Origin of the sequence: Streptomyces sp. NPDC001027, from assembly GCF_040299045.1 — a bacterium.
Lineage (GTDB): Bacteria > Actinomycetota > Actinomycetes > Streptomycetales > Streptomycetaceae > Streptomyces.
The window spans coordinates 12,657-33,907 of the sequence record NZ_JBEPBI010000079.1 but is presented as its reverse complement, the minus strand read 5'-3'; the positions used below and the strand labels follow the sequence as shown (position 1 = coordinate 33,907).

The following is a 21,251-nucleotide window of genomic DNA, read 5'->3' as shown; positions in this document are numbered from 1 at the left end:
GGCCCGGGTCGTCTTCTTCGCAGGCGTCGCCTTCGTCGCGGCCGACTTTGCGGCAGCGGACTTCGCCGCCGTCTTCGAGGCGGTCGTGGCGGTGGCGGCCGTCTTGCGCGTCGTCGTCCGGGCCGCGACCGTCTTGGTCGCCGCGGTCTTGCGCGGGGCCTTGACCGGGGCCCCGTCGCTGATCCGGTCGGCGCCGAGGATCTCGCGCAGGAACTTCCCGGTGTGGCTGGTCGGCACCGCGGCGACCTCCTCCGGCGTGCCCTCGGCGATGACCAGTCCGCCGCCCGCCCCGCCCTCCGGGCCCATGTCGACGACCCAGTCGGCGGTCTTGATCACATCGAGGTTGTGCTCGATGACGATGACCGTGTTGCCCTTCTCGACCAGGCCCGAGAGCACCTTCAGCAGCTTGCTGATGTCCTCGAAGTGCAGGCCCGTGGTGGGCTCGTCCAGGACGTAGACCGTGCGGCCGGTGGAGCGCTTCTGCAGCTCGCTGGCGAGCTTCACGCGCTGCGCCTCGCCGCCCGACAGGGTGGTCGCGGCCTGACCGAGCCGGACGTAGCCGAGGCCGACGTCCTTCAGGGTGTTGAGGTGGCGGGCGATCGCGGGGACGGCCTCGAAGAACTCCGTCGCCTCCTCGATCGGCATGTTCAGGACCTCGGCGATGGACTTGCCCTTGTAGTGGACCTCCAGGGTCTCCCGGTTGTACCGGGCGCCGTGGCAGACCTCGCACGGAACGTACACGTCCGGGAGGAAGTTCATCTCGATCTTGATCGTGCCGTCGCCGGCGCAGTTCTCGCAGCGGCCGCCCTTGACGTTGAAGGAGAAGCGGCCGGGCAGATAGCCGCGGACCTTCGCCTCCGTCGTCTCCGCGAAGAGCTTGCGGACGTGGTCGAAGACGCCGGTGTAGGTGGCCGGGTTGGACCGCGGGGTGCGGCCGATGGGCGACTGGTCGACGTGCACGACCTTGTCGACGAGGTCGTCGCCGTCCACGCGGGTGTGCCGTCCGGGAACGCTCCTCGCGCCGTTCAGCTCGCGGGCCAGGTGCGTGTACAGGATGTCGTTGACCAGCGTGGACTTGCCGGAGCCGGAGACGCCGGTGACCGCCGTGAACAACCCCAGCGGGAAGGACACGTCGATGTCCTGCAGGTTGTTCTCACGGGCGCCGTGCACGGTGAGCCGGCGCGAGGGGTCCTGCGGACGCCGCACGTCCGGGAGCGGGATCGCCTTCCTGCCGGACAGGTACTGCCCCGTCTGCGACTCCGTGTTGGCCAGCAGCTCCTTCAGGGAGCCGCTGTGGACGACCTTCCCGCCGTGCTCGCCGGCGCCGGGGCCGATGTCGACGATCCAGTCGGCGACCTTGATGGTGTCCTCGTCGTGCTCGACGACGATGAGCGTGTTGCCCATGTCCCGCAGCCGGACCAGGGTCTCGATCAGCCGGTGGTTGTCACGCTGGTGCAGGCCGATGGACGGCTCGTCGAGGACGTACAGGACGCCGACGAGGCCGGAGCCGATCTGGGTGGCCAGCCGGATGCGCTGGGCCTCGCCGCCGGAGAGCGTGCCGGCCGCGCGGTTGAGCGAGAGGTAGTCCAGGCCGACGTCGACCAGGAACCGCAGCCGCTCGTTGACCTCCTTGAGGACCCGTTCGGCGATCTTCTTGTCACGGGCGTCGAGCTTCAGCTCGCCCAGGAACTCGGCGCAGTCGCTGATGGACATCCCGGAGACCTCGGCGATGGACTTCCCCATCACCGTGACCGCGAGGACGAGCGGCTTCAGCCGGGTGCCCTGGCAGGTGGGGCAGGGCACCTCGCGCATGTAGCCCTCGAAGCGCTCCCGGCTGGCGTCGCTCTCGGCCTCGCCGTGCCGGCGCTTGACGAACGGGACGGCGCCCTCGAAGGGCGTGGTGTACACCCGCTCCCGGCCGTACCGGTTGCGGTAGCGGACCTCGATCTGCGTCTTGTGGCCGTACAGCAGGGCCTTCCTGGCCCGCTGGGGCAGACCCGCGAAGGGGATGTCGGTGCGGAAGCCGAGCGCGTCGGCGAGGGCGCCGATCAGGCGGCCGAAGTAGTCCTTCGTGTGGCCGTGCGACCAGGGGTGGATGGCTCCCTCGTCGAGGGACTTGTCCTCGTCCGGGACGATCAGCTCGGCGTCGACCTCCATGCGCGTGCCGATGCCGGAGCACTCCGGACAGGCGCCGAAGGGCGAGTTGAAGGAGAAGGAGCGCGGCTCGAGCTCCTCGAAGGACAGGTCGTCGTACGGGCAGTACAGGTGCTCCGAGTACATGCGCTCGCGCTCGGGGTCGTCCGCGGCGAGGTCGACGAAGTCGAGCACCACCATCCCGCCGGAGAGCCCGAGGGCGGTCTCCACGGAGTCGGTGAGCCGGCGCTTGGCGGTCTCCTTCACCGTGAGGCGGTCGATGACCACCTCGATGGTGTGCTTCTCCTGCTTCTTCAGCGTGGGCGGGCTGGACAGCTGGACCGTCTCGCCGTCCACGCGCGCGCGGCTGTAGCCCTTGGTCTGGAGATCGGCGAAGAGGTCGACGAACTCGCCCTTGCGCTCGCGCACCAGCGGCGAGAGCACCTGGAAGCGGCTGCCCTCCGGCAGCTCCAGCACCTTGTCGACGATGGCCTGCGGCGACTGGCGGGTGATCGGCCGGGAGCACTCGGGACAGTGCGGCTTGCCGATGCGCGCGAAGAGCAGCCGCAGGTAGTCGTAGACCTCGGTGATCGTGCCCACGGTGGAGCGCGGATTGCGCGAGGTCGACTTCTGGTCGATCGAGACGGCCGGGGAGAGGCCCTCGATGAAGTCGACGTCCGGCTTGTCCATCTGCCCGAGGAACTGCCGGGCGTAGGACGAGAGGGACTCGACGTAGCGCCGCTGGCCCTCGGCGAAGATGGTGTCGAAGGCCAGCGAGGACTTGCCCGACCCCGACAGGCCCGTGAAGACGATGAGCGAGTCGCGTGGCAGGTCGAGCGAGACATTCTTGAGGTTGTGCTCGCGCGCGCCACGGACGATGAGACGGTCGGCCACGCCAGTCCGCACCTTTCTTGAGAGAAGTGACAGGGGCGGGGCCCCCGTCTTCCTCAGACTAGGGGGAGCCACTGACAACGCCGGTCGGGATTCAGCCGGGGTTCACCGGTTCACAACAATCCCCGGCCTTCCAGCATGCCCGACGCCGCCACCGACCATATAGCACGTGCATTCGATTAGCGGTCCGGACCGACCACCTTCACCCGAACGAGTGGCGAGGCTAGGGTCAGCACCATGATTGATCACGCTCATGACCTGGAGTCCGTACACGCCGCGACCGAGCGACTGCTCAGCGCGGTCGCCGGATGGGACGACGCATCGGTCGCCGAGCCGTCGCGGCTGCCCGGCTGGAGCCGCGGACACGTCCTCGCCCACCTCGCCCGCAACGCCGACGCCCTGGTGAACGTCCTCGAGGGCCGTCCCATGTACGCCGACGCACAGGTGCGCGACGCCGACATCGAGCGGGACGCCCCGCGCCCCCTGAAGGTCCAGCTCGCGGACGTCCGGGACAGCGCGGCCCGCTTCCAGGCGGCCGGCGCCGCGCCCGCGGACTGGTCGCGCACGGTGGAGCTGCGCAACGGCGTCGTCGACTCGGCGGCCCGCGTGCCCTTCCGGCGGTGGGTGGAGGTCGAGCTGCACGCCGTGGACCTCGGCATGGGCTACGAGCTGGAGGACCTGCCGGCGGAGTTCGCCGAGCGGGAGACCGCGTTCCTCGCCGATCGGTTCACCGGCCGTCCGGACGTGCCGCCGACCCGCCTCACGGACGGCACGCGCGTGTGGCTCACCGGCCGTAAGGCCGAGGAGCCCGAGGTGACCGTCGCCGGCGCCCCCGCGGACCTCCTCGGCTGGCTCGCCGGGCGCCGTGACGGAGCCGGGCTGACGGCCGACGGCGGACCGCTCCCGGCCCTTCCGCCGCTATAGGCTGCGGCCATGACGTACAGCGGACAGGTGACGGTCGGCGGACCGGCGGACGTGCACGAGCTCAAGGACCTGATGATCACGAAGATCGCGGTCGGCCCGATGAACAACAACGCCTATCTGCTGCGCTGCCGGGCCACCGACGAGCAACTGCTGATCGACGCGGCGAACGACGCGCAGACACTGCTCGGCACCATCGGCGACGACGGCATCGCCTCCGTCGTCACCACCCATCAACACGGCGACCACTGGCAGGCGCTCGCCGAGGTCGTCGCGGCCACGCGGGCGCGTACCTTCGCCGGACGCGAGGACGCCGACGGCATCCCGGTGCCGACCGACGTCCCGGTCGTCGACGGGGACGTCATCCGCGTGGGGAACGTGGAGCTGACGGCACGCCATCTGGTCGGGCACACACCCGGCTCGATCGCCTTGGTCTACGACGACCCGCACGGCCACCCCCACGTCTTCACCGGCGACTGCCTGTTCCCCGGTGGCGTGGGCAACACCCGTAAGGACCCGGAGGCCTTCGCGCGTCTGATCCATGACGTCGAGACGAAGATCTTCGACGTGCTGCCGGACGAGACCTGGGTCTATCCGGGCCACGGCGACGACACGACGCTCGGCGCGGAGCGCCCGCATCTTCCGGAGTGGCACGCGCGCGGGTGGTGAACCCTCCCCGCACGGGGCGCGCGTCTCTGAACGCGCGCCCCGTGTGAATCGCGTGCACGCGCCGACGCTTCACGCGCGCTCCCCCCATACGTGGTTGCGCGGTCAACTGGTGGCAGCCCCGCGCGGGATGACGGCTCCGGCGCGGATGGGCCGCCGGTCCACGTTCCCCGCCCTCGACCGGCGGCCCGGGCGAACCCCCGCACCGGGTCAGGAGGGCGCCGTCCGCCCGCGCCCCGCACACCGCTGTTCGTCCTGGTTCACAAGAACGCAACACCCGTTCCCACCATGCGGACAGAATCCGGCGTGACCTCGACAAACCAGGGTTTTCGCTGCCACTCTCCGGCCATGCACCTCGCCCCTCGTGTCCTGCGCCGCGCCGTCGCCGGCGCCACCGTGGCCCTCCTCGCCACCGCCGTCGGCTGCGCCCCGCAGCCGGAGGAGAAGGCGGCCCCCGCCGCCTCCGGTTCGCGCGCGAGCGCCTGCGCCAAGGGCGAACTGGCCACCGAGACCTCCGGCAAGCTGACGATCGCGACCGACGAGCCCGCCTACGAACCGTGGTTCAAGGACGGCAAGCCGGCGAGCGGCGAGGGCTTCGAGTCGGCGGTGGCCTACGCCGTGGCCGCAAAGCTCGGTTACGGCAAGAACGCCGTGGTCTGGCAGAGCGTGCCGTTCAACAAGGCCTTCGCCCCGGGCGAGAAGACGTTCGACTTCGACGTCAACCAGGTGTCGATCAGCGACGAGCGCAGGAAGGCCGTGGACTTCTCGTCCGGCTACTACGACGTGCGCCAGGCCGTCGTCGCGCTGAAGGGCTCCAAGGCCGCCGGGGTGACGAGCGTCGCCGGTCTCCAGGGCCTCAAGCTGGGCGCGCAGGTCGGCACCACGAGCCTGGACTACATCGACGACGTGGTGAAGCCGACCCGGCAGGCGGCCGTGTACGCGAAGAACGACCAGGCCAAGTCCGCGCTGAAGAACGGCCAGGTCGACGCCATCGTGGTCGATCTGCCGACCGCCTTCTACATCACCGCCGCCGAGGTGACCGACGCGAGAATCGTCGGCCAGTTCGAGAACAGGGGCGGCGCCCCGGAGCAGTTCGGGCTGGTCCTCGACAAGGGCAGCGCGCTCACCGCGTGCGTGAGCGGCGCCGTGGACGCCCTGCGCAAGGACGGCACGCTGGCGAGGATCGAGCAGCAGTGGCTCTCCGACGCCGTCGACGCCCCGGTGCTCAAGTGACGCTCACCGAGGACGACTCCGGCCGGGAAGAGGCGGACGACCCGAGCGGCATGCCCGCGCGCGGCGCGACCACGGACGCCTACGTGCCGTCGCCGCGCCGACGGGAACGCGAGCGCTACCGGCGCACACGCGCCCGTCGCGCGACGGCTCTCACCGCGCTCTCCACCCTCGTCACGGCCGTGGTCCTGTACCTGGTCGTGGTCGGTGCGCCCGGCTGGCCGCGCACCCGGGAGACCTTCTTCAACGGGCAGTACGCGCGCGAGGCGTTCCCCAAGGTCCTCGAAGGGCTGTGGCTGAACGTCCGGCTGCTGCTGGTCTGCGGGGCGGCCGTGCTGGTGCTCGGCATGCTCATCGCCGTCGCCCGCACCCTGCGCGGTCCCGTGTTCTTCCCGCTGCGGGCGCTGGCGGCGGCGTACACGGACTTCTTCCGCGGTCTGCCGCTGATCATCAACCTGATGATCGTGGTGCTGGGCGTCCCCGCCCTGCGGCTTCAGGGCGTCACCGTGGACCCCGTGCTGCTGGGCGGCACGGCCCTGACGCTGACGTACTCGGCGTACGTCGCCGAGGTGTTCCGGGCCGGCATCGAGTCCGTGCACCCCTCGCAGCGGGCGGCGGCCCGCTCGCTGGGGCTGAGCAACCGGCAGGCGCTGCGCCACGTGGTGCTCCCCCAGGCCGTGCGCCGTCAGGTGCCGCCGCTGCTGAACGACCTGGTGTCGCTGCAGAAGGACACCGGCCTCGTGTCGATCGGCGGCGCGATCGACGCCGTCCGCGCGGCGGACATCATCGTGGGCCGCAGCCTCAACTACACGCCGTACATCGTCGCGGGGCTGGTCTTCGTGGCCCTGACCATTCCGATGACCCGCTTCACGGACTGGGTGACGGCCCGGATGGACCGTCAGCGGGCCCAGGGAGGAACGACATGAGCGACGCGCCCGCCGCCTCCGTCGAGGCGCCCGTGCTGCGGATGGAGTCCGTCCGCAAGACCTTCGGCGGGAACGTCGTCCTGCGGGACGTCGACCTGGAGGTCGCCCCGCACACGGTGACCGCGCTGATCGGCGCCTCCGGCTCCGGCAAGTCCACCCTGTTGCGCTGCGCCAACCTGCTGGAGGACGTCGACGACGGCGCGATCTGGCTGGACGGCGAGGAGATCACCGACCCGCGCGTCGACCAGGACGCGGTACGGCGTCGTATCGGCGTGGTCTTCCAGGCGTACAACCTCTTCCCGCACATGACGGTCATGGAGAACATCACGCTCGCCCCGCGCCGTGTGCACGGCGTGGCCCGCAAGGAGGCCGAGGAGCACGCCGGGGAGCTTCTGGAGCGGCTCGGGCTGGCCGACAGGGCGGGCGAGTACCCGGACCGGCTCAGCGGCGGCCAGCAGCAGCGGGTGGCGATCGTGCGCGCCCTCGCGGTACGCCCCCGGCTGCTGCTGCTGGACGAGATCACCGCGGCCCTCGACCCGGAACTGGTGGGCGAGGTCCTGAACGTCGTCCGCGACCTGAAGGGCGACGGCATGACGATGGTGCTGGCCACGCACGAGATGGGCTTCGCCCGCGAGGTCGCCGACCAGGTCTGCTTCCTCGAGGGCGGCGTCGTCCTGGAGCGCGGCGCCCCCGAGGAGGTCTTCGGCGCCCCGCGGCAGGAGCGCACGCGGCGCTTCCTTCGGCGCATCGTCGAGGCGGGCCGGCTCTGACGCGGACGGCTTCCCCGGGGGCTCGGGGGCTTTCGGGGGCTCGGGGGCCCGGTGTAAGGGGCGTATGCCTGGCGGCCGGTCCTTACGCGGCCGGGCGTTGCGTCCCTACGCGTCCGCCTTGCCCGGGCCCGCCAGCGCCGCGACCCGCTCCACGCCGAACACGTACCCCTGGACCCCGCAGCCCGCGATGACGCCGTCGGCGCGCAGCGAGACGTAGGAGTGGTGCCGAAACGACTCACGCCGGTGGATGTTGGAGATGTGGACCTCCAACACCGGCATGCCGTCGCAGGTGTTGAGGGCGTCGAGGATCGCGACCGACGTGTGCGAGTAGGCGCCCGGGTTGATCACGACGCCGCAGTGGTTCAACCGCGCCTCGTGGATCCAGTCGACCAGCTCGCCCTCGTGGTTGGACTGACGGAAGTCCACCGTGCCGCCGTGCCGCGCAGCCGCCCCGGCGCACATCGCCTCGACGTCGGCCAGGGTGTCGGACCCGTAGATCTCCGGCTGACGCTGCCCCAGAAGGTTCAGGTTGGGGCCGTTGAGGATCATGATCGGGGCTTGGGCCAGGCTGCGGGGCACGGTTCCTCCGGTCCGTCGGGGCGGCCGTCCGAGGCCGCCGCTCGACCCCGGTTTATCACGGTGAACGATCAGCGCGACAAGCCGTACGCTCCGGGCATGACCCTCCCCGCCTATCCGCCCAAGCCGTCCCCGGGAGACCGCATAGCCGTCCTCTCGCCCTCGGGCGGCCTGCCCGCGCTCTACCCCCGCCCCTACGAACTGGGCCTGACCCGGCTGCGCGAGGACTTCGGCCTGGAGCCGGTCGAGTACCCGACCACGCGCACGATGGGGGCGACCGCGCAGGCACGCGCCGGCGACGTCCACGCCGCGTTCGCCGACCCGGACATCACGGCCGTGATCGCGACGATCGGCGGGGACGACCAGATCACCGTGCTGCCCTATCTGGACCGGGAGTTGATCCGGGCCCACCCCAAGCCCTTCTTCGGGATGAGCGACAACACCAATTTCCTGGCGTTCCTGTACAGCGCCGGCGTCGTCGGCTACCACGGCACGAGCGTGATGGTCGAGCTCGGGCGGCCCGGAGCCATGCACCCGCAGACGGCCGACTCGCTGCGAGCCGCGCTGTTCACCTCGGGCCCCTACGAGCTGCGGCCCGCCGAGCTGTGGGGGGACGTCAACGGCGACTGGGCCGACCCCGCGACCTTCGCGGCCGAGCCGGAGACCCCGAAGAAGGGCGGCTGGACCTGGCGGGGCCCCGACCGCGTGGTGGAGGGCCGCAGTTGGGGCGGCTGCCTGGAGATCCTGTCCTGGCTGCTGATGGCCGACCGCGAGGTCTCCCCCGACCCGTCGGCGTACGACGGCGGCGTGCTGATCCTCGAGACCTCGGAAGAGCTGCCGAGCGCCACGGAGGTCTACCGGGTCCTGCGCAGCATGGGCGAGCGCGGCCTGCTGCGACGCTTCCCCGCACTGCTCATGGGCCGCGCCAGGACGTGGTCCTTCGAGCACCCCAACTCGCCCGAGGCGGGAGCCCGGTACGCCGCCGAACAGCGTGCGGCGGTGGAGCGCGCATTGGCCGTCTACGCCCCCGACACGCTGGCGGTCTTCGACGTCGACTTCGGCCACACCGACCCCCAGCTCGTCGTCCCCTACGGCGGCACGGTCCGCGTCGACGGTCGGGCACGGCGCATCACCGTCATCTACTGAGCCGACGGGGCACCGGGCCGTGATCCCGTGCGCCCCGTAACCGGTGGTCGCCGTGGCGGGTTGACGCGGCATGCACGACGCACCCACCGCGGGGACGCCCTCCATGCTCCGGCTCGCAGCCGCCTCGCTCGCCGGGACCGCCATCGAGTTCTACGACTTCTTCGTCTACGGGACGGCGGCCGCACTGGTCCTCGGGCCCCTGTTCTTCCCCACGTTCTCGCCGCTCGCGGGGACGCTGGCCGCGTTCGCGACGTTCGGCGTGGGCTTCGTGGCCCGGCCGCTCGGGGCGGTGCTCTTCGGCCACGTCGGGGACCGGCACGGACGACGCCCCGTCCTCGTCGTCTCCCTGCTGCTGACCGGCGCGTCGACCGTCGCGGTCGGCTGTGTGCCGACGTACGACACGATCGGCGTGGCCGCTCCCCTGCTGCTGCTCGGCTTGCGCTTCCTGCAGGGGCTCGGGCTCGGCGGCGAGTGGGGCGGTGCGGTGCTGCTGACGGCGGAGCACGCGCCGGCCGGGCGGCGCGCCCTGTGGTCGAGCTTCCCCCAGGTGGGGCCGTCGGTGGGCTTCCTGCTCGCCAACGGGTCGGTGCTGGCGCTGTCGGCGGCGCTGACCGACGCGCAGTTCGCGCAGTGGGGATGGCGGGCGCCCTTCTGGGCGGCCGGAGTGCTCGCCCTGCTCGGCTTGTGGCTCAGGTCGTCGCTGCCCGAGAGCCCCCGGTTCCTGGAGATCGACGACCACGCGCGCGTGCCGCTCGCCGAGCTCCTGCGCGATCACTGGCGGCTGGTGCTGCTGACCGGCGGGGCGCTCGCCGTCGGGTACGCGGTCTTCTACGCCGTGACGACCTGGTCGCTGGCGTACGCGACGGAACGGCTCGGCGTGAGCCGTACCGTCATGCTGACCTGCGTCATGGCCGCGGTGGTGGTGAAGGGGGCGCTGACACCTGTGATGGCGCTGCTCGGCGACCGCCACGGGCGGCGGCCGCTGTGTCTCGCCGGCTGCGGGGCCGCGGCCCTGTGGATGTTCCCGATGGTGGCGCTGCTCTCGACCGGCGAGCCGCTGCCGATGTTCCTCGGCTTCCTCGGCGCGCTGATCGCGTTCGTCACGATGTTCGCGGTGGTGGCGGCCTATCTGCCGGAGCTGTACGCGCCGCGCGTGCGCTGCACGGGCGCGTCGGTCGGCTACAACCTCGGCGGGGTCCTCGGAGGGGCGCTCACGCCCGTCGTGGCGACGGCCCTCGCGGAGCATTCGGGACGCGTCCCGTGGGGTGTCGGGGCGTATCTGACGGGGATCGCGCTGCTGAGCCTGGGCTGCTTCGCGCTGCTGCCGGAGACCCGTCCGGCGCCGGCCACGGCTGCAGCACAGCCCGTCACGGACTGACCTCGGGCGATGAGGGTCCCGAGCGCTTGACGAGCGGCCGGAGGACGCCCCCGACGTCCTACGTGATCCGCGATCGCCGGAGCGGGAGCGGGAGCCGGGGCAGGAGCGGGAGCCGGGGCGGGAGCGGGCCGCGGCGCTACGGGTTGATCGCCAGTTCCAGGTAGGCGGCGAACAGCACCAGGTGCACGCCGCCCTGCAACGGGGTGGCCCGTCCGGGGACGACTGTCAGCGAGCTGACCACGATGGTGAGCGCCAGCAGCACCATGTGGGTGGGGCCGAGCCCGAGGACGAGGGGTCCCGAGAGCCAGATCGAGGCCAGGGCGACCGCGGGGATGGTCAGGCCGATACTGGCCATCGCGGAGCCGAGCGCCAGGTTGAGGCTGGTCTGCACCCGGTCGCGGCGGGCGGAGCGCAGTGCGGCGATGGTCTCGGGGAGCAGCACGAGCAGTGCGATGACCACGCCGACGACCGCGTGGTGGAGTCCGGCCGCCTCCACCCCGGACTCGATCGTGGGCGAGACCCCCTTGGCGAGTCCCACCACGCCGATCAGGGCGAGACCGAGCAGCCCGAGGCTGATCAGGGCGGTCCGGGAGGTGGGGACGCCGGCGTGCGTGTCCACGGTGATCACGTCTCCCTGGCGGGTGACCGGCAGGAAGTAGTCGCGGTGCCGTACGGTCTGCGTCGTCACGAAGAGGCCGTAGAGGATCAGCGAGGAGACGGCGGCGAACGTCAGCTGGACGCTGGAGAACTCCGGGCCCGGCTTGCTGGTGGTGAAGGTCGGCAGGACGAGGCTCAGCGTGGCCAGGGTGGCGACGGTCGCCAGGGCGGCTCCGGTGCCCTCCGGGTTGAAGATCGCCGTGCCGTGGCGCAGGGAGGCGACCAGCAGACAGAGGCCGACGATGCCGTTGCAGGTGATCATCACGGCCGCGAAGACCGTGTCCCTGGCCAGCGTCGAGCTCTTGTCGCCGCCGTCGGCCATCAGGGTGACGATCAGCGCCACCTCGATGATCGTCACCGCGACGGCGAGGACGAGCGAGCCGAAGGGCTCACCCACCCGGTGGGCGACGACCTCCGCATGGTGCACGGCCGCCAGGACCGCTCCGGCGAGGACCACGGTCACCAGCGCGACCAGTGGCCCCGGCAGGTCGCGCCCCCAGGTCAGGACCAGCAGCACGACCGCCAGCGCCGGCACGAGGGCCGTCCACCGGGTCGTGACCGACCTGAGCCGAGCGAACATGCAGTGATCGTCGCAGAGCCGTGCGGGCCGCGCACTCCGGTCCGCACGGCTCTCCGCCCCTACGGCACGGCCCCTTGCGGCGGCGTCCTCAGAATTCGGCGGCGGCCACGACGTCGCAGTCGGCGAAGGACGGGGGCCGGGTGCACAGCGCGGCCATCCGCTCCGCGAACTTGCCCGTCTCCTCGGACTCGCTGTTGCGCATGGCCGCTTCGTAGGAGTCGAACTCGACCACCACGAGGTAGTGGTTCGGCCGGTTCCTGTCCCGGAGGACGAGCCGGCGCCTCGGGGCGTCCTCCCGGCCCGCGAACCCCTGTTCCCCTTCCTCGGCCAGTGCGCGCATCTCCTCGATGCGGTCGGTCTCGAAGTCGACGATCTGCACGAACTTCTGCGTTGTGCTCATGGTGCCTCCACCCCCGGTTGCGGCGTCCCGAAGTGGAAACGCCCGGCTACCAACGAAGCACCGGAAGCGGTGGTCGGCAATTCGCCGCGCACCGCTCCCGGGGGTGGTTGTTCCTACGTCGTGCGTGGTCAGGCTCCGATGGTGTCCTTCGGAGCGCCTTCGCTCGCCGTCTGCGCCTCCTCGGCCGCCGCCTGCTTCCGGGAGGCCCGCAGGCTGGTGATCGTGGTGACGATCAGGACCGAACAGATGACGCCGAGCGAGACCGGGATGCTGATCTCGGGCACGTGCACCCCGGACTCGTGCAGCGCGTGCAGCACCAGCTTCACGCCGATGAAGCCGAGGATGATCGACAGGCCGTAGCTGAGGTGCACGAGCTTCTTCAGCAGACCGCCGATGAGGAAGTACAGCTGGCGCAGCCCCATCAACGCGAAGGCGTTGGCGGTGAAGACGATGTACGGGTCCTGCGTCAGGCCGAAGATGGCGGGGATGGAGTCGAGGGCGAAGAGCACGTCGGTCGTGCCGATCGCGAGCATCACGACCAGCATCGGGGTCATGATCCGCTTGCCGTTCTGCTCGATCCACAGCTTGGTGCCGTGGTAGCGGTCGGCGACGCCGAACCTGCGCTCGGCGGCCTTGAGCAGCTTGTTCTCCTCGAACTCCTCGTCCTCCTCGTCGGCCCGGGCCTCCTGGATGAGCTTCCAGGCCGTCCAGATGAGGAAGGCGCCGAAGAGGTAGAAGACCCATGCGAAGCTGGCGAGGATCGCGGCGCCCGCAGCGATGAAGATCGCCCGCAGCACCAGGGCTATGAGGACGCCGACGAGCAGGACCCGCTGCTGGTACTGCGACGGGACCGCGAACTTGCCCATGATCAGGACGAACACGAAGAGGTTGTCGACGCTGAGCGACTTCTCGGTGATGAAGCCCGCGAAGAACTCCCCGGCGGGCTGCCCCCCGGAGAACAGGAGCAGGCCGAGGCCGAACAGCCCGGCCAGGGCGATCCAGACGACCGTCCAGATCCCGGCTTCCTTGATCGAGACGTCGTGCGGTTTGCGGCCGATGAAGAAGTCGACCGCGATGAGGGCGGCCAGGCCGACGATGGTCAGAACCCAAAGGTTCACGGAAACATCCACTGCGCCTCCGGCAGTACGTAACGGCAGGTGAACAGCGCCGTCGCGCTGCCGGAGGTCTCTTCCACCCGAAACGGGCCGGCGCCCCGGGATCAGGCCTGATCCGTATTGACGGGTACACCGCAGCAGGGAGTACTCCCCTCCGTGAGAAGAAGAGTACCCCAAACACCAAGAGAAGGTAAAGCGATTGGCAAAAGAAAGGCCAAGTCCACTGGTCAGGAGGGTTTACGAATAGTTGGTGCGGGCCGCCGCCACCTGGGCCAGCACCTGCTGCAGCACCTGGCTGCCGACTGGCGCCAGAGCAGGCTCGTACGTCCACGCATGGCCCACCCAGGGGTCGGCGAGGTGGTCGTCGGCCACCGGGGTCAGCCTCAGCAGCCCGCGCCACAGCGGGTCCAGCAACGGACCGTAACCGGCCGCGTCCTCCCGGTCGGCGACCATCATCAGGTGCACGCCGACGGCCGGCCCCTCGTCCGCGAGGTAGCGCAACTGGGTCACGGCACGGTCGTCGAAACCATGCGGGAAGTCGTTGACGACCAGCAGCTGCTGGGCGGTGTCGAAACCCGGCGGCAGCGAGTCCGCCACTCCGCCGCGCACCGCCATCTGCACCAGGTCGACGCGCTCGGTGAGCTGCCCCAGGACCGCCGCCACGCCCGCCGCTCCGGCCGCGGGCGGGGCCGCGAGGACCCCGGACCGCACCAGCGGCGACAGCTCCCGGGCGCCCGAACCGGCCGGGTCGAGGACATGCACGGTGAACTCGCCCACCGGATGCACCGCAAGCAGCCGGGCCGTGTGCGCCACGGCCGACTCCATGGCCAGGCGGCGCATGTCGTGCGAGTCGGCGAACAGGCCGTCCGAGGAGCCGGTGCGTCCGCTGTCGATCCACAGCCCGCGCTCGAGCGGGAGCCGGACCAGCATCGGGATGCGCAGCGGTTCGCTCTCGGGCACGTGGAGGTCGCCCAGACGCAGCGCCATGGGCATCTCCATGGGGACGCGGTAGGCGTGCCAGACGGGGTTGTCCCAGCGCGCGTACGCGGCGGGCAGCGCCGGTTCGACGACGTCGGCCTCGGCGCCGAGCTGGCCGAGGTCGCGGTCCAGGGCCTCCCGGGCCTGGTCGACGAGCAGACTGTGCTTGGCCTGCGCCGCCTCGCGGGCGGCGTCGCCCTGGCCGCCGATCCTGCTGCGCGGGTCGGACAGGACCTGGTCGAGCTCCTTCTCCATCCGCGTGTCGGCGAAGTCGACCGCGCTGCGGTATGCGGCGGTGCTGCGGGCCAGGTCCTCGAACATGCCCCAGACCTGGTTGTAGAGCCGCTCCTCCATGGACCAGCCGGTCGCGTCGCCGGCCACCGGCCGGGCGGGCTCCCCGGGCTGTGCCGGGGGCGCGGTGGGCGGCGGCGGAGGCGGAGCCGTGTTCTGCCGACGCGGATGGCTGTAGTCGATCGGACCGCCGGCGGCGGACGCCGACTGCGCGGGCTCGGGGCTCCCCGAGATGCCCTGGGCGCCGTGCGTCCCCTGTCCGGGCGTGTTCGGAGAGCCGTACGGGGAGCCGCTCTGCTCCGGGCCGAGCGCGGACGCCGCCGTCTGCCGGGAGCGGTCGCCCTCGGGCGTGCGCGGCGGAGCGGGCACCGAGCGGGCCAGGCCCCGCACCACGGCCTCGTTGATCTCGGACGCGAGCCGGTGCGCCTGCGGCAGGCCCTGGTCGGTGAGGAGTTCGGCGAGGCCGCCCGCATAGCCCTGACCGACGGCGCGCACCTTCCAGGCCCCCTGGCGCCGGTACAACTCCAGCGCGACGACGGCCGATTCGGTGTCCAGGCCGGTGAGGGTGAACGTGGCGATCTCCGCCCCGTCGAGGCCGGTGACCGCGACGAAGGGAGCCGCCACCGAGCCGAAGCCGGCGGGGCCGCCCACGCCCGTGGGCAGCGCCAGCACGACGCCGACCCGGTGCACGGCCGTCGGCATCGCGTCCAGGTCCACCGCGAGGCGGTGGTCCGCGGCGGCCTGGCGGGAGACCTCCAGGCCGGGCAGTGTGGGCACGCCCGGATGGGCCACCCACTCGACGCCGTGGATCCTGCCGCTCTCGTCGCCGAGAACGGCCGTCGCCACGACGGGCTTGCCGGCCGAGATCCGGATCTCGAGCCGGACCTGGGAGAGCGGGTGGTTCTGCCCCCGCACCAGCTCGGCCGTCATCGCCTGTCGTCCCCCTGCGTCACGTGTGGTGTTGTGGTGGTGCCGCTCGCCGGCCGACGGCCTTACAGCGCCGGCAGGATCGCGGGCATCAGGTCCTGGAAGGTGCGGCCGTTGGCCGGGGTGCCGAGGGCCGTCATGTTCCAGCCTCCGCCGACCCGGTGCACCTTCGCCATGATCTGTGCCGTGTACGCGCCGCCGCCCGCGAGCGTGTAGCGCGCCAGCTCCTGGCCGTTGGTCTCGTCGACGAGGCGACAGAAGGCGTTCTGCACCTCCTGGAACGTCTGGCCCGTGAAGGAGTTCACGGTGAAGACGATCTGGTCGATGTGGACCGGCACACGGGCGAGGTCGACGAGGATCGCCTCGTCGTCGCCGCCCTGGCCGACTCCGCCGACCAGGTTGTCACCGGTGTGACGGACGGAGCCGTCGTCGCTCACCAGGTGGCGGAAGAAGACGACGTCGACCGGCTGCTTGTCCGCGAACAGAACGGCGGAGGCGTCGAGGTCGATCTCCCGGGTCCGGGAGCCGAACAGGCCGCGCCGCGGGGCCGCCTGCCAGCCGAGACCCATGCGCACCGCGGTCAGGCTGCCCCCGTCGTTCTTCTGCAGACTGATGGCCTGACCCTTGGTCATGTTGACGGTCACGCGCTGATTCCCCTCTCGAGCTGTCCCCTGTTGCCGCGGCGCCCGCGGTTGACGGAAACCCTACGCAAAGGCACTGACAGTGCCGCACCCAGGCCCGCACTTTGTGTCGGTCTTGCAACACAGCACGTGCGGGGCCGGGGCGCAGGCGTCGCACGGGTCCGTCAGGCCAGACCCGCCTCTTTCATCTGGCGCAATTCCTTCTTCATCTCGGAGACTTCGTCGCGGATGCGGGCGGCGACCTCGAACTGCAGATCCGCCGCGGCGGCCCGCATGCGCTCGGTCATCTCCTCGATCTGCTCGGCGAGTTCGGCCGCCGGACGGTCGGTCGGCACCGCCGCCGCGGCCTTGCCCCTGACCTGCCCGGACTTGGCGCCCTTGGCCGCCTTGTCGCCGAGGGAGGGCACCGGGGCCTTGGTGGCGCGGCCGTCCTTCTTCGCCCGGTAGCCGGAGCCGAGCAGCTGCTCCGTGTCGACCTCCTCGCGGGCGATCTGCGCGACGATGTCGTTGATCTTCTTGCGGAGCGGCTGCGGATCGATGCCGTGGGCCGTGTTGTAGGCGACCTGCTTCTCCCGGCGGCGGTTGGTCTCGTCGATGGCCCGTTCCATACCCGGGGTGATCTTGTCGGCGTACATGTGGACCTGACCGGAGACGTTGCGCGCCGCGCGGCCGATGGTCTGGATCAGCGAGGTGCCGGAGCGCAGGAAGCCCTCCTTGTCGGCGTCGAGGATCGCCACCAAAGACACCTCGGGGAGGTCGAGGCCCTCCCGCAGGAGGTTGATGCCGACCAGCACGTCGAACTCGCCGGCGCGCAGCTCGCGCAGCAGCTCGATGCGCCGCAACGTGTCGACGTCGCTGTGCAGATAGCGCACCTGGATGCCGAGCTCCAGGAAGTAGGCCGTGAGGTCCTCGGCCATCTTCTTGGTGAGCGTGGTGACCAGGACCCGCTCGTCCTTCTCGACGCGCTCCCGGATCTCGTGCACCAGGTCGTCGATCTGCCCCTCGGTGGGCTTGACGACGACCTCGGGGTCGATGAGGCCGGTGGGGCGGATGATCTGTTCCACGACGCCGTCACCGCGTGAGAGCTCGTACTTGCCGGGCGTCGCCGACAGATACACGGTCTGCCCGATGCGTTCCTGGAACTCCTCCCATTTCAGCGGGCGGTTGTCGAGGGCCGAGGGCAGTCGGAAGCCGTGGTCGACGAGGGTGCGCTTACGGGAGGCGTCGCCCTCGTACATGGCGCCGATCTGCGGCACGGTGACATGGGACTCGTCGATGACGAGCAGGAAGTCGTCCGGGAAGTAGTCGAGCAGGGTGTTCGGCGGGGAGCCGGGCGAGCGGCCGTCGAAGTGCATCGAGTAGTTCTCGACGCCGGAGCAGGAGCCGATCTGGCGGAGCATCTCGAGGTCGTACGTGGTGCGCATGCGCAGGCGCTGGGCCTCCAGCAGCTTGCCCTGCTTCTCCAGCTCGGCCAGGCGCTCGCCGAGCTCCTTCTCGATGTCGTTCGCGGCCCGCTCGAGACGCTCGGGGCCCGCCACGTAGTGGGTGGCGGGGAAGATGTACAGCTGCTGGTCCTCGCTGATGATCTCGCCGGTGAGCGGGTGCAGCGTGGACAGGCCCTCGATCTCGTCGCCGAACATCTCGATGCGGACGGCGAGCTCCTCGTAGACCGGGAAGATCTCGATGGTGTCGCCGCGCACCCGGAAGGTGCCGCGGGTGAACGCCAGGTCGTTGCGCGTGTACTGGATGTCGACGAAGCGGCGCAGCAGCTGGTCGCGGTCGAGCTCGTCGCCGACCTTCAGGGGGACCATGCGGTCCACGTACTCCTGCGGGGTGCCGAGGCCGTAGATGCAGGAGACCGAGGCGACCACGACGACGTCTCGGCGGGTGAGCAGCGAGTTGGTCGCGGAGTGGCGCAGGCGCTCGACCTCCTCGTTGATCGAGGAGTCCTTCTCGATGTAGGTGTCCGACTGCGGGACGTACGCCTCGGGCTGGTAGTAGTCGTAGTAGGAGACGAAGTACTCGACCGCGTTGTTCGGCAGCAGTTCGCGGAATTCGTTCGCCAGCTGGGCGGCCAGGGTCTTGTTCGGCGCCATCACCAGGGTGGGGCGCTGGAGCTTCTCGATCATCCACGCGGTGGTGGCGGACTTTCCGGTGCCGGTCGCGCCGAGCAGGACGACGTCCTTCTCGCCCGCCTCGACACGCTTGGCGAGCTCGGCGATGGCCGTCGGCTGGTCGCCGCTGGGCTGGTAGGGACTGACGACCTCGAAGGGCGCCACCGTGCGTTCGATGTGGGAAACGGGCCGCATGCCATCCACCGTACGACCCCCCACTGACAACGGGGTCCGATCAGGGGTTTCGGGGCGTTCGCCGGCGCCGGCTCAGCGGTTCTGCGGGGTGCGGGACTCCTGCCCGGCCGCGTTCCGGCGGCCGCGGAGGCGCGCGCTGCGCGCCGCGTGCCCGACGACCGGGTGCGCCGGGACGCCGGGTCGGTGCGGGGCGAAGGTCCGGTCGGGCCTGCCCGTGACCATCAGCGGGTCGAACATCACGACGGCGCCGGCGAGACAGAGGAACGCGAGGGGGCCGATCAGCATCGGTGCGAGCAGGGTCGCCGGCGAGTCGCCGGGGGTCGGCGCGCCGCCCGTGTGCAGACGGACGCTGAGGGCGGCCATGCCGGTGTAGTGCATGCCGGTGACGGCGAGTCCCATCACCAGGGCGGCGCCCACGCTCCACAGGAAGCCCCTGACCTGCCCCGCGGCCCACAGGGCGGCGGTGGCGGCGGCCATGGCGATGGCCACGGAGACGTAGACCGTGAGCGAGTTGTACTCGAACGTGCCGTTCAGACGCATCCCGGCCATGCCCAGGTAGTGCATGGACGCGATGCCGAGACCAGTGAGGGTCCCCCCGGTGAACAGTGCGGTTCCGGTCGCGCCCCGGTAGCCGACGATGAAGATCCCGACGCCCACCATGACCACGGCGACGCCCAGGCTGCCGTACGTCATGGGTTTGTCGTAGTGGATCGGGGCGCCCTGGACGGTGAAGCCCATCATCGCGACGAAGTGCATGGTCCAGATGCCGGAGCCGATCGCCGCGGAGCCGAGAGCGAGCCAGCCCGGCCGCCAGGAGTGGGCGACGAGCAGGGCTCTGGTGGTGCAGCGCAGACCCAGCGCGCCTCCGAGGCAGGCCATGACGTAGGCCACCAGCGGGGTGACGAGTCCGTAGCTGAAACCGTCGACCGTGCCGTGCATGCGCGGTTGCCCTTCGCCCTGTTGCGGATCTTGCCCGATGTCTCTGGAACGCGGCCTTCCGGGCCGCTGCGCGCGGTCAAGGCTGAGGGAAAGTATGACTCCCACCTCAATGGTCGAACGATTTTCCGGCAAAGAAACACGTCCTTGCCCCACATGTGCGGCACCCGTGAGCGACGTCGGGGCGCCTCCTGCCCTTGTGTGCCCGTCCCGCACTCCCCCGCCGTGGACCCTTCGCTGTCACAGTTGAGCTGTATGTGATCGCTCGACGCGAGGAGTACGCATGCACACACGCGTAGTTGCCGTCACGACCACCGCGATCCTGGGCGCCGTCGCCCTCCTGCTCCCCATCCACAGCGCCCGCGCGGGCGCCGCTCTGCGACCTGCGGTGATCGCCCACCGGGGCGCCTCCGCCCTCGCCCCCGAGAACACCCTCGCCGCCGTCGACCGCGCGGCCTCACTGGGCGCCCTCTGGGTGGAGAACGACGTCCAGCGCACCCGGGACGGCGAGCTCGTCGTCGTCCACGACGACAGCCTGAGCCGGACGACCGACGTCGAGGAGGTCTTCCCGGGTCGCGCGCCCTGGAAGGTGAAGGACTTCACCGCCGCCGAGATCGCACGGCTCGACGCGGGCAGCTGGTTCGACCCCGCCTATGCGGGCGTGCGCGTGCCGACGCTGACGCAGTACGTCGAGCGGGTCGAACGCAACCACCAGAGACTGCTCCTGGAGATCAAGAACCCCGAGCTCTACCCGGGCATCGAGCAGGACGTCCTGAAACTGCTGGGCGACGAGGGGTGGCTCGACGAGCGCCACCTCGCCAACCGGCTGATCGTGCAGAGCTTCAGCGCCGACTGCCTGCGGACGGTCCACCAGCTGCTGCCCGCCGCGCGGATCGGCCTGCTCGGCATGCCGGCCCTGTCGGACCTGCCCCGGTTCGCGGTGTTCGCCGACCAGATCAACCCGTCCTACACCGCCCTCTCCGAGGCCTACGTCGCCGCCGTGCAGGAGCTCACCGGGCCGCACGGGCGGCCGATGCAGGTCTTCGCCTGGACCGTCGACGACGCGGAGACCGCCCGAACCGTCGCCGGGTACGGCGTCGACGGCGTCATCACCGACCGGCCCGACGTGGTGCGCAGGGCGCTGTACTGGTACTGACGCGCGGCCCTCACGGGGCGTTGTCAGTGGCTGCCCGTACCGTGGTCGCATGGACAGCCATGCGGGACACGGGCAGCGGGTCGTGTGGGCCGTCGTGCCCACCGACATCGGGCCGCTGATGCTGGCGGCGAGCACCGACGGGCTCCTCAACGTCGTCTTCCACGCCACCGACGCGGTGCGCGACAAGGCGCTCGCGAGGCTTGCGGAGCGGCTGGGCACGGAGCCCGTCGAGGCGCCCGGCTCCCCGTTGCTGGCCGAGGCGATACGCCAGATCGAGGCCTACTTCTCGGGGGAGCGCCAGGTCTTCGAACTGCCCCTGGACTGGTCCCTGATCTCGGGCTTCAACCGTCAGGTGCTGCGCGAGCTGGCGGCCGGCGTCCCCTACGGGGCCGTCGTGGGCTACGGCGACCTTGCGGAGCGGGTGGGGCAGCCGGGGGCGGCGCAGGCGGTGGGCGCGGCGATGGGGTCCAATCCGCTGCCGGTCGTCGTGCCCTGCCACCGGGTGGTGGAGAGGGACGGCGGCCTCGGCGGCTTCGGCGGCGGTCGGGAGACCAAGAGGAAGCTGCTCGCCCTGGAGGGGGTCCTGCCCGAGCCGCTGTTCTGAAGCGTTCGCGCCGGTGGTCC

General features: G+C 70.9%; 18 protein-coding genes. 9 read left to right on the top strand and 9 right to left on the bottom strand.

Annotated features, from left to right (window positions below):
• Positions 1 to 3,027: excinuclease ABC subunit UvrA (gene uvrA / locus ABT300_RS22155; protein WP_351678377.1), on the bottom strand; the 3,027-nt coding region annotated here is incomplete at its 3' end.
• 234 nt (positions 3,028 to 3,261) lie between these two features.
• Between uvrA and ABT300_RS22150 the strand changes: the two genes are divergently transcribed.
• The 5 genes from ABT300_RS22150 (at position 3,262) to ABT300_RS22130 (ending at position 7,537) form a co-directional block, all read left to right on the top strand.
• Positions 3,262 to 3,948: a maleylpyruvate isomerase family mycothiol-dependent enzyme gene (locus tag ABT300_RS22150; RefSeq protein ID WP_351678375.1), complete on the top strand. Its 687-nt coding sequence runs from the start codon at positions 3,262 to 3,264 to the stop codon at positions 3,946 to 3,948.
• Positions 3,949 to 3,957: 9 nt separating this feature from the next.
• Positions 3,958 to 4,614, top strand: a complete 657-nt coding sequence (locus ABT300_RS22145) for an MBL fold metallo-hydrolase (RefSeq protein ID WP_351678373.1) — start codon at positions 3,958 to 3,960, stop codon at positions 4,612 to 4,614.
• A gap of 345 nt (positions 4,615 to 4,959) precedes the next feature.
• Entirely contained in the window at positions 4,960 to 5,844 is an 885-nt protein-coding gene (locus tag ABT300_RS22140) for an ABC transporter substrate-binding protein (protein ID WP_351678370.1), read from the top strand.
• A gap of 50 nt (positions 5,845 to 5,894) precedes the next feature.
• A complete protein-coding gene (locus ABT300_RS22135; protein ID WP_502977974.1) occupies positions 5,895 to 6,767 on the top strand; it encodes an amino acid ABC transporter permease in 873 nt (290 codons plus the stop codon).
• Positions 6,764 to 7,537, top strand: a complete 774-nt coding sequence (locus ABT300_RS22130) for an amino acid ABC transporter ATP-binding protein (protein WP_351678364.1) — start codon at positions 6,764 to 6,766, stop codon at positions 7,535 to 7,537. Before ABT300_RS22135 ends, ABT300_RS22130 begins: the two co-directional genes overlap by 4 nt.
• Before the next feature lie 105 nt (positions 7,538 to 7,642).
• Here ABT300_RS22130 and aroQ read toward each other — a convergent pair whose 3' ends face one another.
• Entirely contained in the window at positions 7,643 to 8,116 is a 474-nt protein-coding gene (aroQ, locus tag ABT300_RS22125; protein ID WP_351678361.1) for a type II 3-dehydroquinate dehydratase, read from the bottom strand.
• 96 nt (positions 8,117 to 8,212) lie between these two features.
• On the opposite strand from aroQ, the gene ABT300_RS22120 reads away from it, so the two are divergent.
• Both ABT300_RS22120 and ABT300_RS22115 read left to right on the top strand, forming a co-directional pair.
• The gene (locus tag ABT300_RS22120) at positions 8,213 to 9,259 is read left to right on the top strand and encodes a S66 family peptidase (RefSeq protein WP_351678359.1); all 1,047 of its coding nucleotides are present in this window, start codon (positions 8,213 to 8,215) and stop codon (positions 9,257 to 9,259) included.
• A 103-nt stretch (positions 9,260 to 9,362) separates the two neighbouring features.
• Positions 9,363 to 10,637 (top strand): MFS transporter, encoded by a 1,275-nt coding sequence (locus ABT300_RS22115; protein WP_351678386.1) that lies wholly within the window; start codon positions 9,363 to 9,365, stop codon positions 10,635 to 10,637.
• Between the two features lie 136 nt (positions 10,638 to 10,773).
• Here the strand turns inward: ABT300_RS22115 and ABT300_RS22110 are convergent, their stop codons facing one another.
• The 7 genes from ABT300_RS22110 to ABT300_RS22080 form a co-directional block, all read right to left on the bottom strand.
• The gene (locus ABT300_RS22110; protein WP_351678356.1) at positions 10,774 to 11,874 is read right to left on the bottom strand and encodes a calcium:cation antiporter; all 1,101 of its coding nucleotides are present in this window, start codon (positions 11,872 to 11,874) and stop codon (positions 10,774 to 10,776) included.
• An 88-nt stretch (positions 11,875 to 11,962) separates the two neighbouring features.
• Positions 11,963 to 12,274 carry a hypothetical protein gene (locus tag ABT300_RS22105; protein WP_351678352.1) on the bottom strand — a complete coding sequence of 104 codons (312 nt, stop codon included), beginning with the start codon at positions 12,272 to 12,274 and terminating at the stop codon, positions 11,963 to 11,965.
• Positions 12,275 to 12,402: 128 nt separating this feature from the next.
• A complete protein-coding gene (locus ABT300_RS22100; RefSeq protein ID WP_351678350.1) occupies positions 12,403 to 13,404 on the bottom strand; it encodes a TerC/Alx family metal homeostasis membrane protein in 1,002 nt (333 codons plus the stop codon).
• Between the two features lie 222 nt (positions 13,405 to 13,626).
• Entirely contained in the window at positions 13,627 to 15,588 is a 1,962-nt protein-coding gene (locus tag ABT300_RS22095; protein ID WP_351678344.1) for a TerD family protein, read from the bottom strand.
• 62 nt (positions 15,589 to 15,650) lie between these two features.
• Entirely contained in the window at positions 15,651 to 16,229 is a 579-nt protein-coding gene (locus tag ABT300_RS22090) for a TerD family protein (RefSeq protein WP_057580284.1), read from the bottom strand.
• A gap of 161 nt (positions 16,230 to 16,390) precedes the next feature.
• Positions 16,391 to 18,535, bottom strand: coding sequence for an excinuclease ABC subunit UvrB (uvrB, locus tag ABT300_RS22085; protein WP_351678341.1), 2,145 nt, complete (start codon positions 18,533 to 18,535; stop codon positions 16,391 to 16,393).
• Positions 18,536 to 18,607: 72 nt separating this feature from the next.
• Positions 18,608 to 19,474: an MHYT domain-containing protein gene (locus ABT300_RS22080; protein ID WP_351678338.1), complete on the bottom strand. Its 867-nt coding sequence runs from the start codon at positions 19,472 to 19,474 to the stop codon at positions 18,608 to 18,610.
• Positions 19,475 to 19,754: 280 nt separating this feature from the next.
• Here ABT300_RS22080 and ABT300_RS22075 point away from each other — a divergent pair, with 280 nt between their 5' ends.
• A complete protein-coding gene (locus ABT300_RS22075) occupies positions 19,755 to 20,627 on the top strand; it encodes a glycerophosphodiester phosphodiesterase (protein ID WP_351678335.1) in 873 nt (290 codons plus the stop codon).
• Positions 20,628 to 20,676: 49 nt separating this feature from the next.
• Positions 20,677 to 21,231 carry a methylated-DNA--[protein]-cysteine S-methyltransferase gene (locus ABT300_RS22070; protein WP_351678333.1) on the top strand — a complete coding sequence of 185 codons (555 nt, stop codon included), beginning with the start codon at positions 20,677 to 20,679 and terminating at the stop codon, positions 21,229 to 21,231.
• Positions 21,232 to 21,251 lie beyond the last annotated feature (20 nt).

Coding starts and splice junctions, on each gene's coding strand:
- ABT300_RS22145 (WP_351678373.1), top strand. CDS start 3,958: ATGACGTACAGCGGACAGGTGACGGTCGGCGGACCGGCGGACGTGCAC.
- ABT300_RS22120 (WP_351678359.1), top strand. CDS start 8,213: ATGACCCTCCCCGCCTATCCGCCCAAGCCGTCCCCGGGAGACCGCATA.
- ABT300_RS22070 (WP_351678333.1), top strand. CDS start 20,677: ATGGACAGCCATGCGGGACACGGGCAGCGGGTCGTGTGGGCCGTCGTG.
- ABT300_RS22115 (WP_351678386.1), top strand. CDS start 9,363: ATGCTCCGGCTCGCAGCCGCCTCGCTCGCCGGGACCGCCATCGAGTTC.
- ABT300_RS22105 (WP_351678352.1), bottom strand. CDS start 12,274: ATGAGCACAACGCAGAAGTTCGTGCAGATCGTCGACTTCGAGACCGAC.
- ABT300_RS22110 (WP_351678356.1), bottom strand. CDS start 11,874: ATGTTCGCTCGGCTCAGGTCGGTCACGACCCGGTGGACGGCCCTCGTG.
- ABT300_RS22080 (WP_351678338.1), bottom strand. CDS start 19,474: ATGCACGGCACGGTCGACGGTTTCAGCTACGGACTCGTCACCCCGCTG.
- uvrB (WP_351678341.1), bottom strand. CDS start 18,535: ATGCGGCCCGTTTCCCACATCGAACGCACGGTGGCGCCCTTCGAGGTC.
- ABT300_RS22135 (WP_502977974.1), top strand. CDS start 5,895: ATGCCCGCGCGCGGCGCGACCACGGACGCCTACGTGCCGTCGCCGCGC.
- ABT300_RS22095 (WP_351678344.1), bottom strand. CDS start 15,588: ATGACGGCCGAGCTGGTGCGGGGGCAGAACCACCCGCTCTCCCAGGTC.
- ABT300_RS22150 (WP_351678375.1), top strand. CDS start 3,262: ATGATTGATCACGCTCATGACCTGGAGTCCGTACACGCCGCGACCGAG.
- ABT300_RS22140 (WP_351678370.1), top strand. CDS start 4,960: ATGCACCTCGCCCCTCGTGTCCTGCGCCGCGCCGTCGCCGGCGCCACC.
- ABT300_RS22075 (WP_351678335.1), top strand. CDS start 19,755: ATGCACACACGCGTAGTTGCCGTCACGACCACCGCGATCCTGGGCGCC.
- ABT300_RS22130 (WP_351678364.1), top strand. CDS start 6,764: ATGAGCGACGCGCCCGCCGCCTCCGTCGAGGCGCCCGTGCTGCGGATG.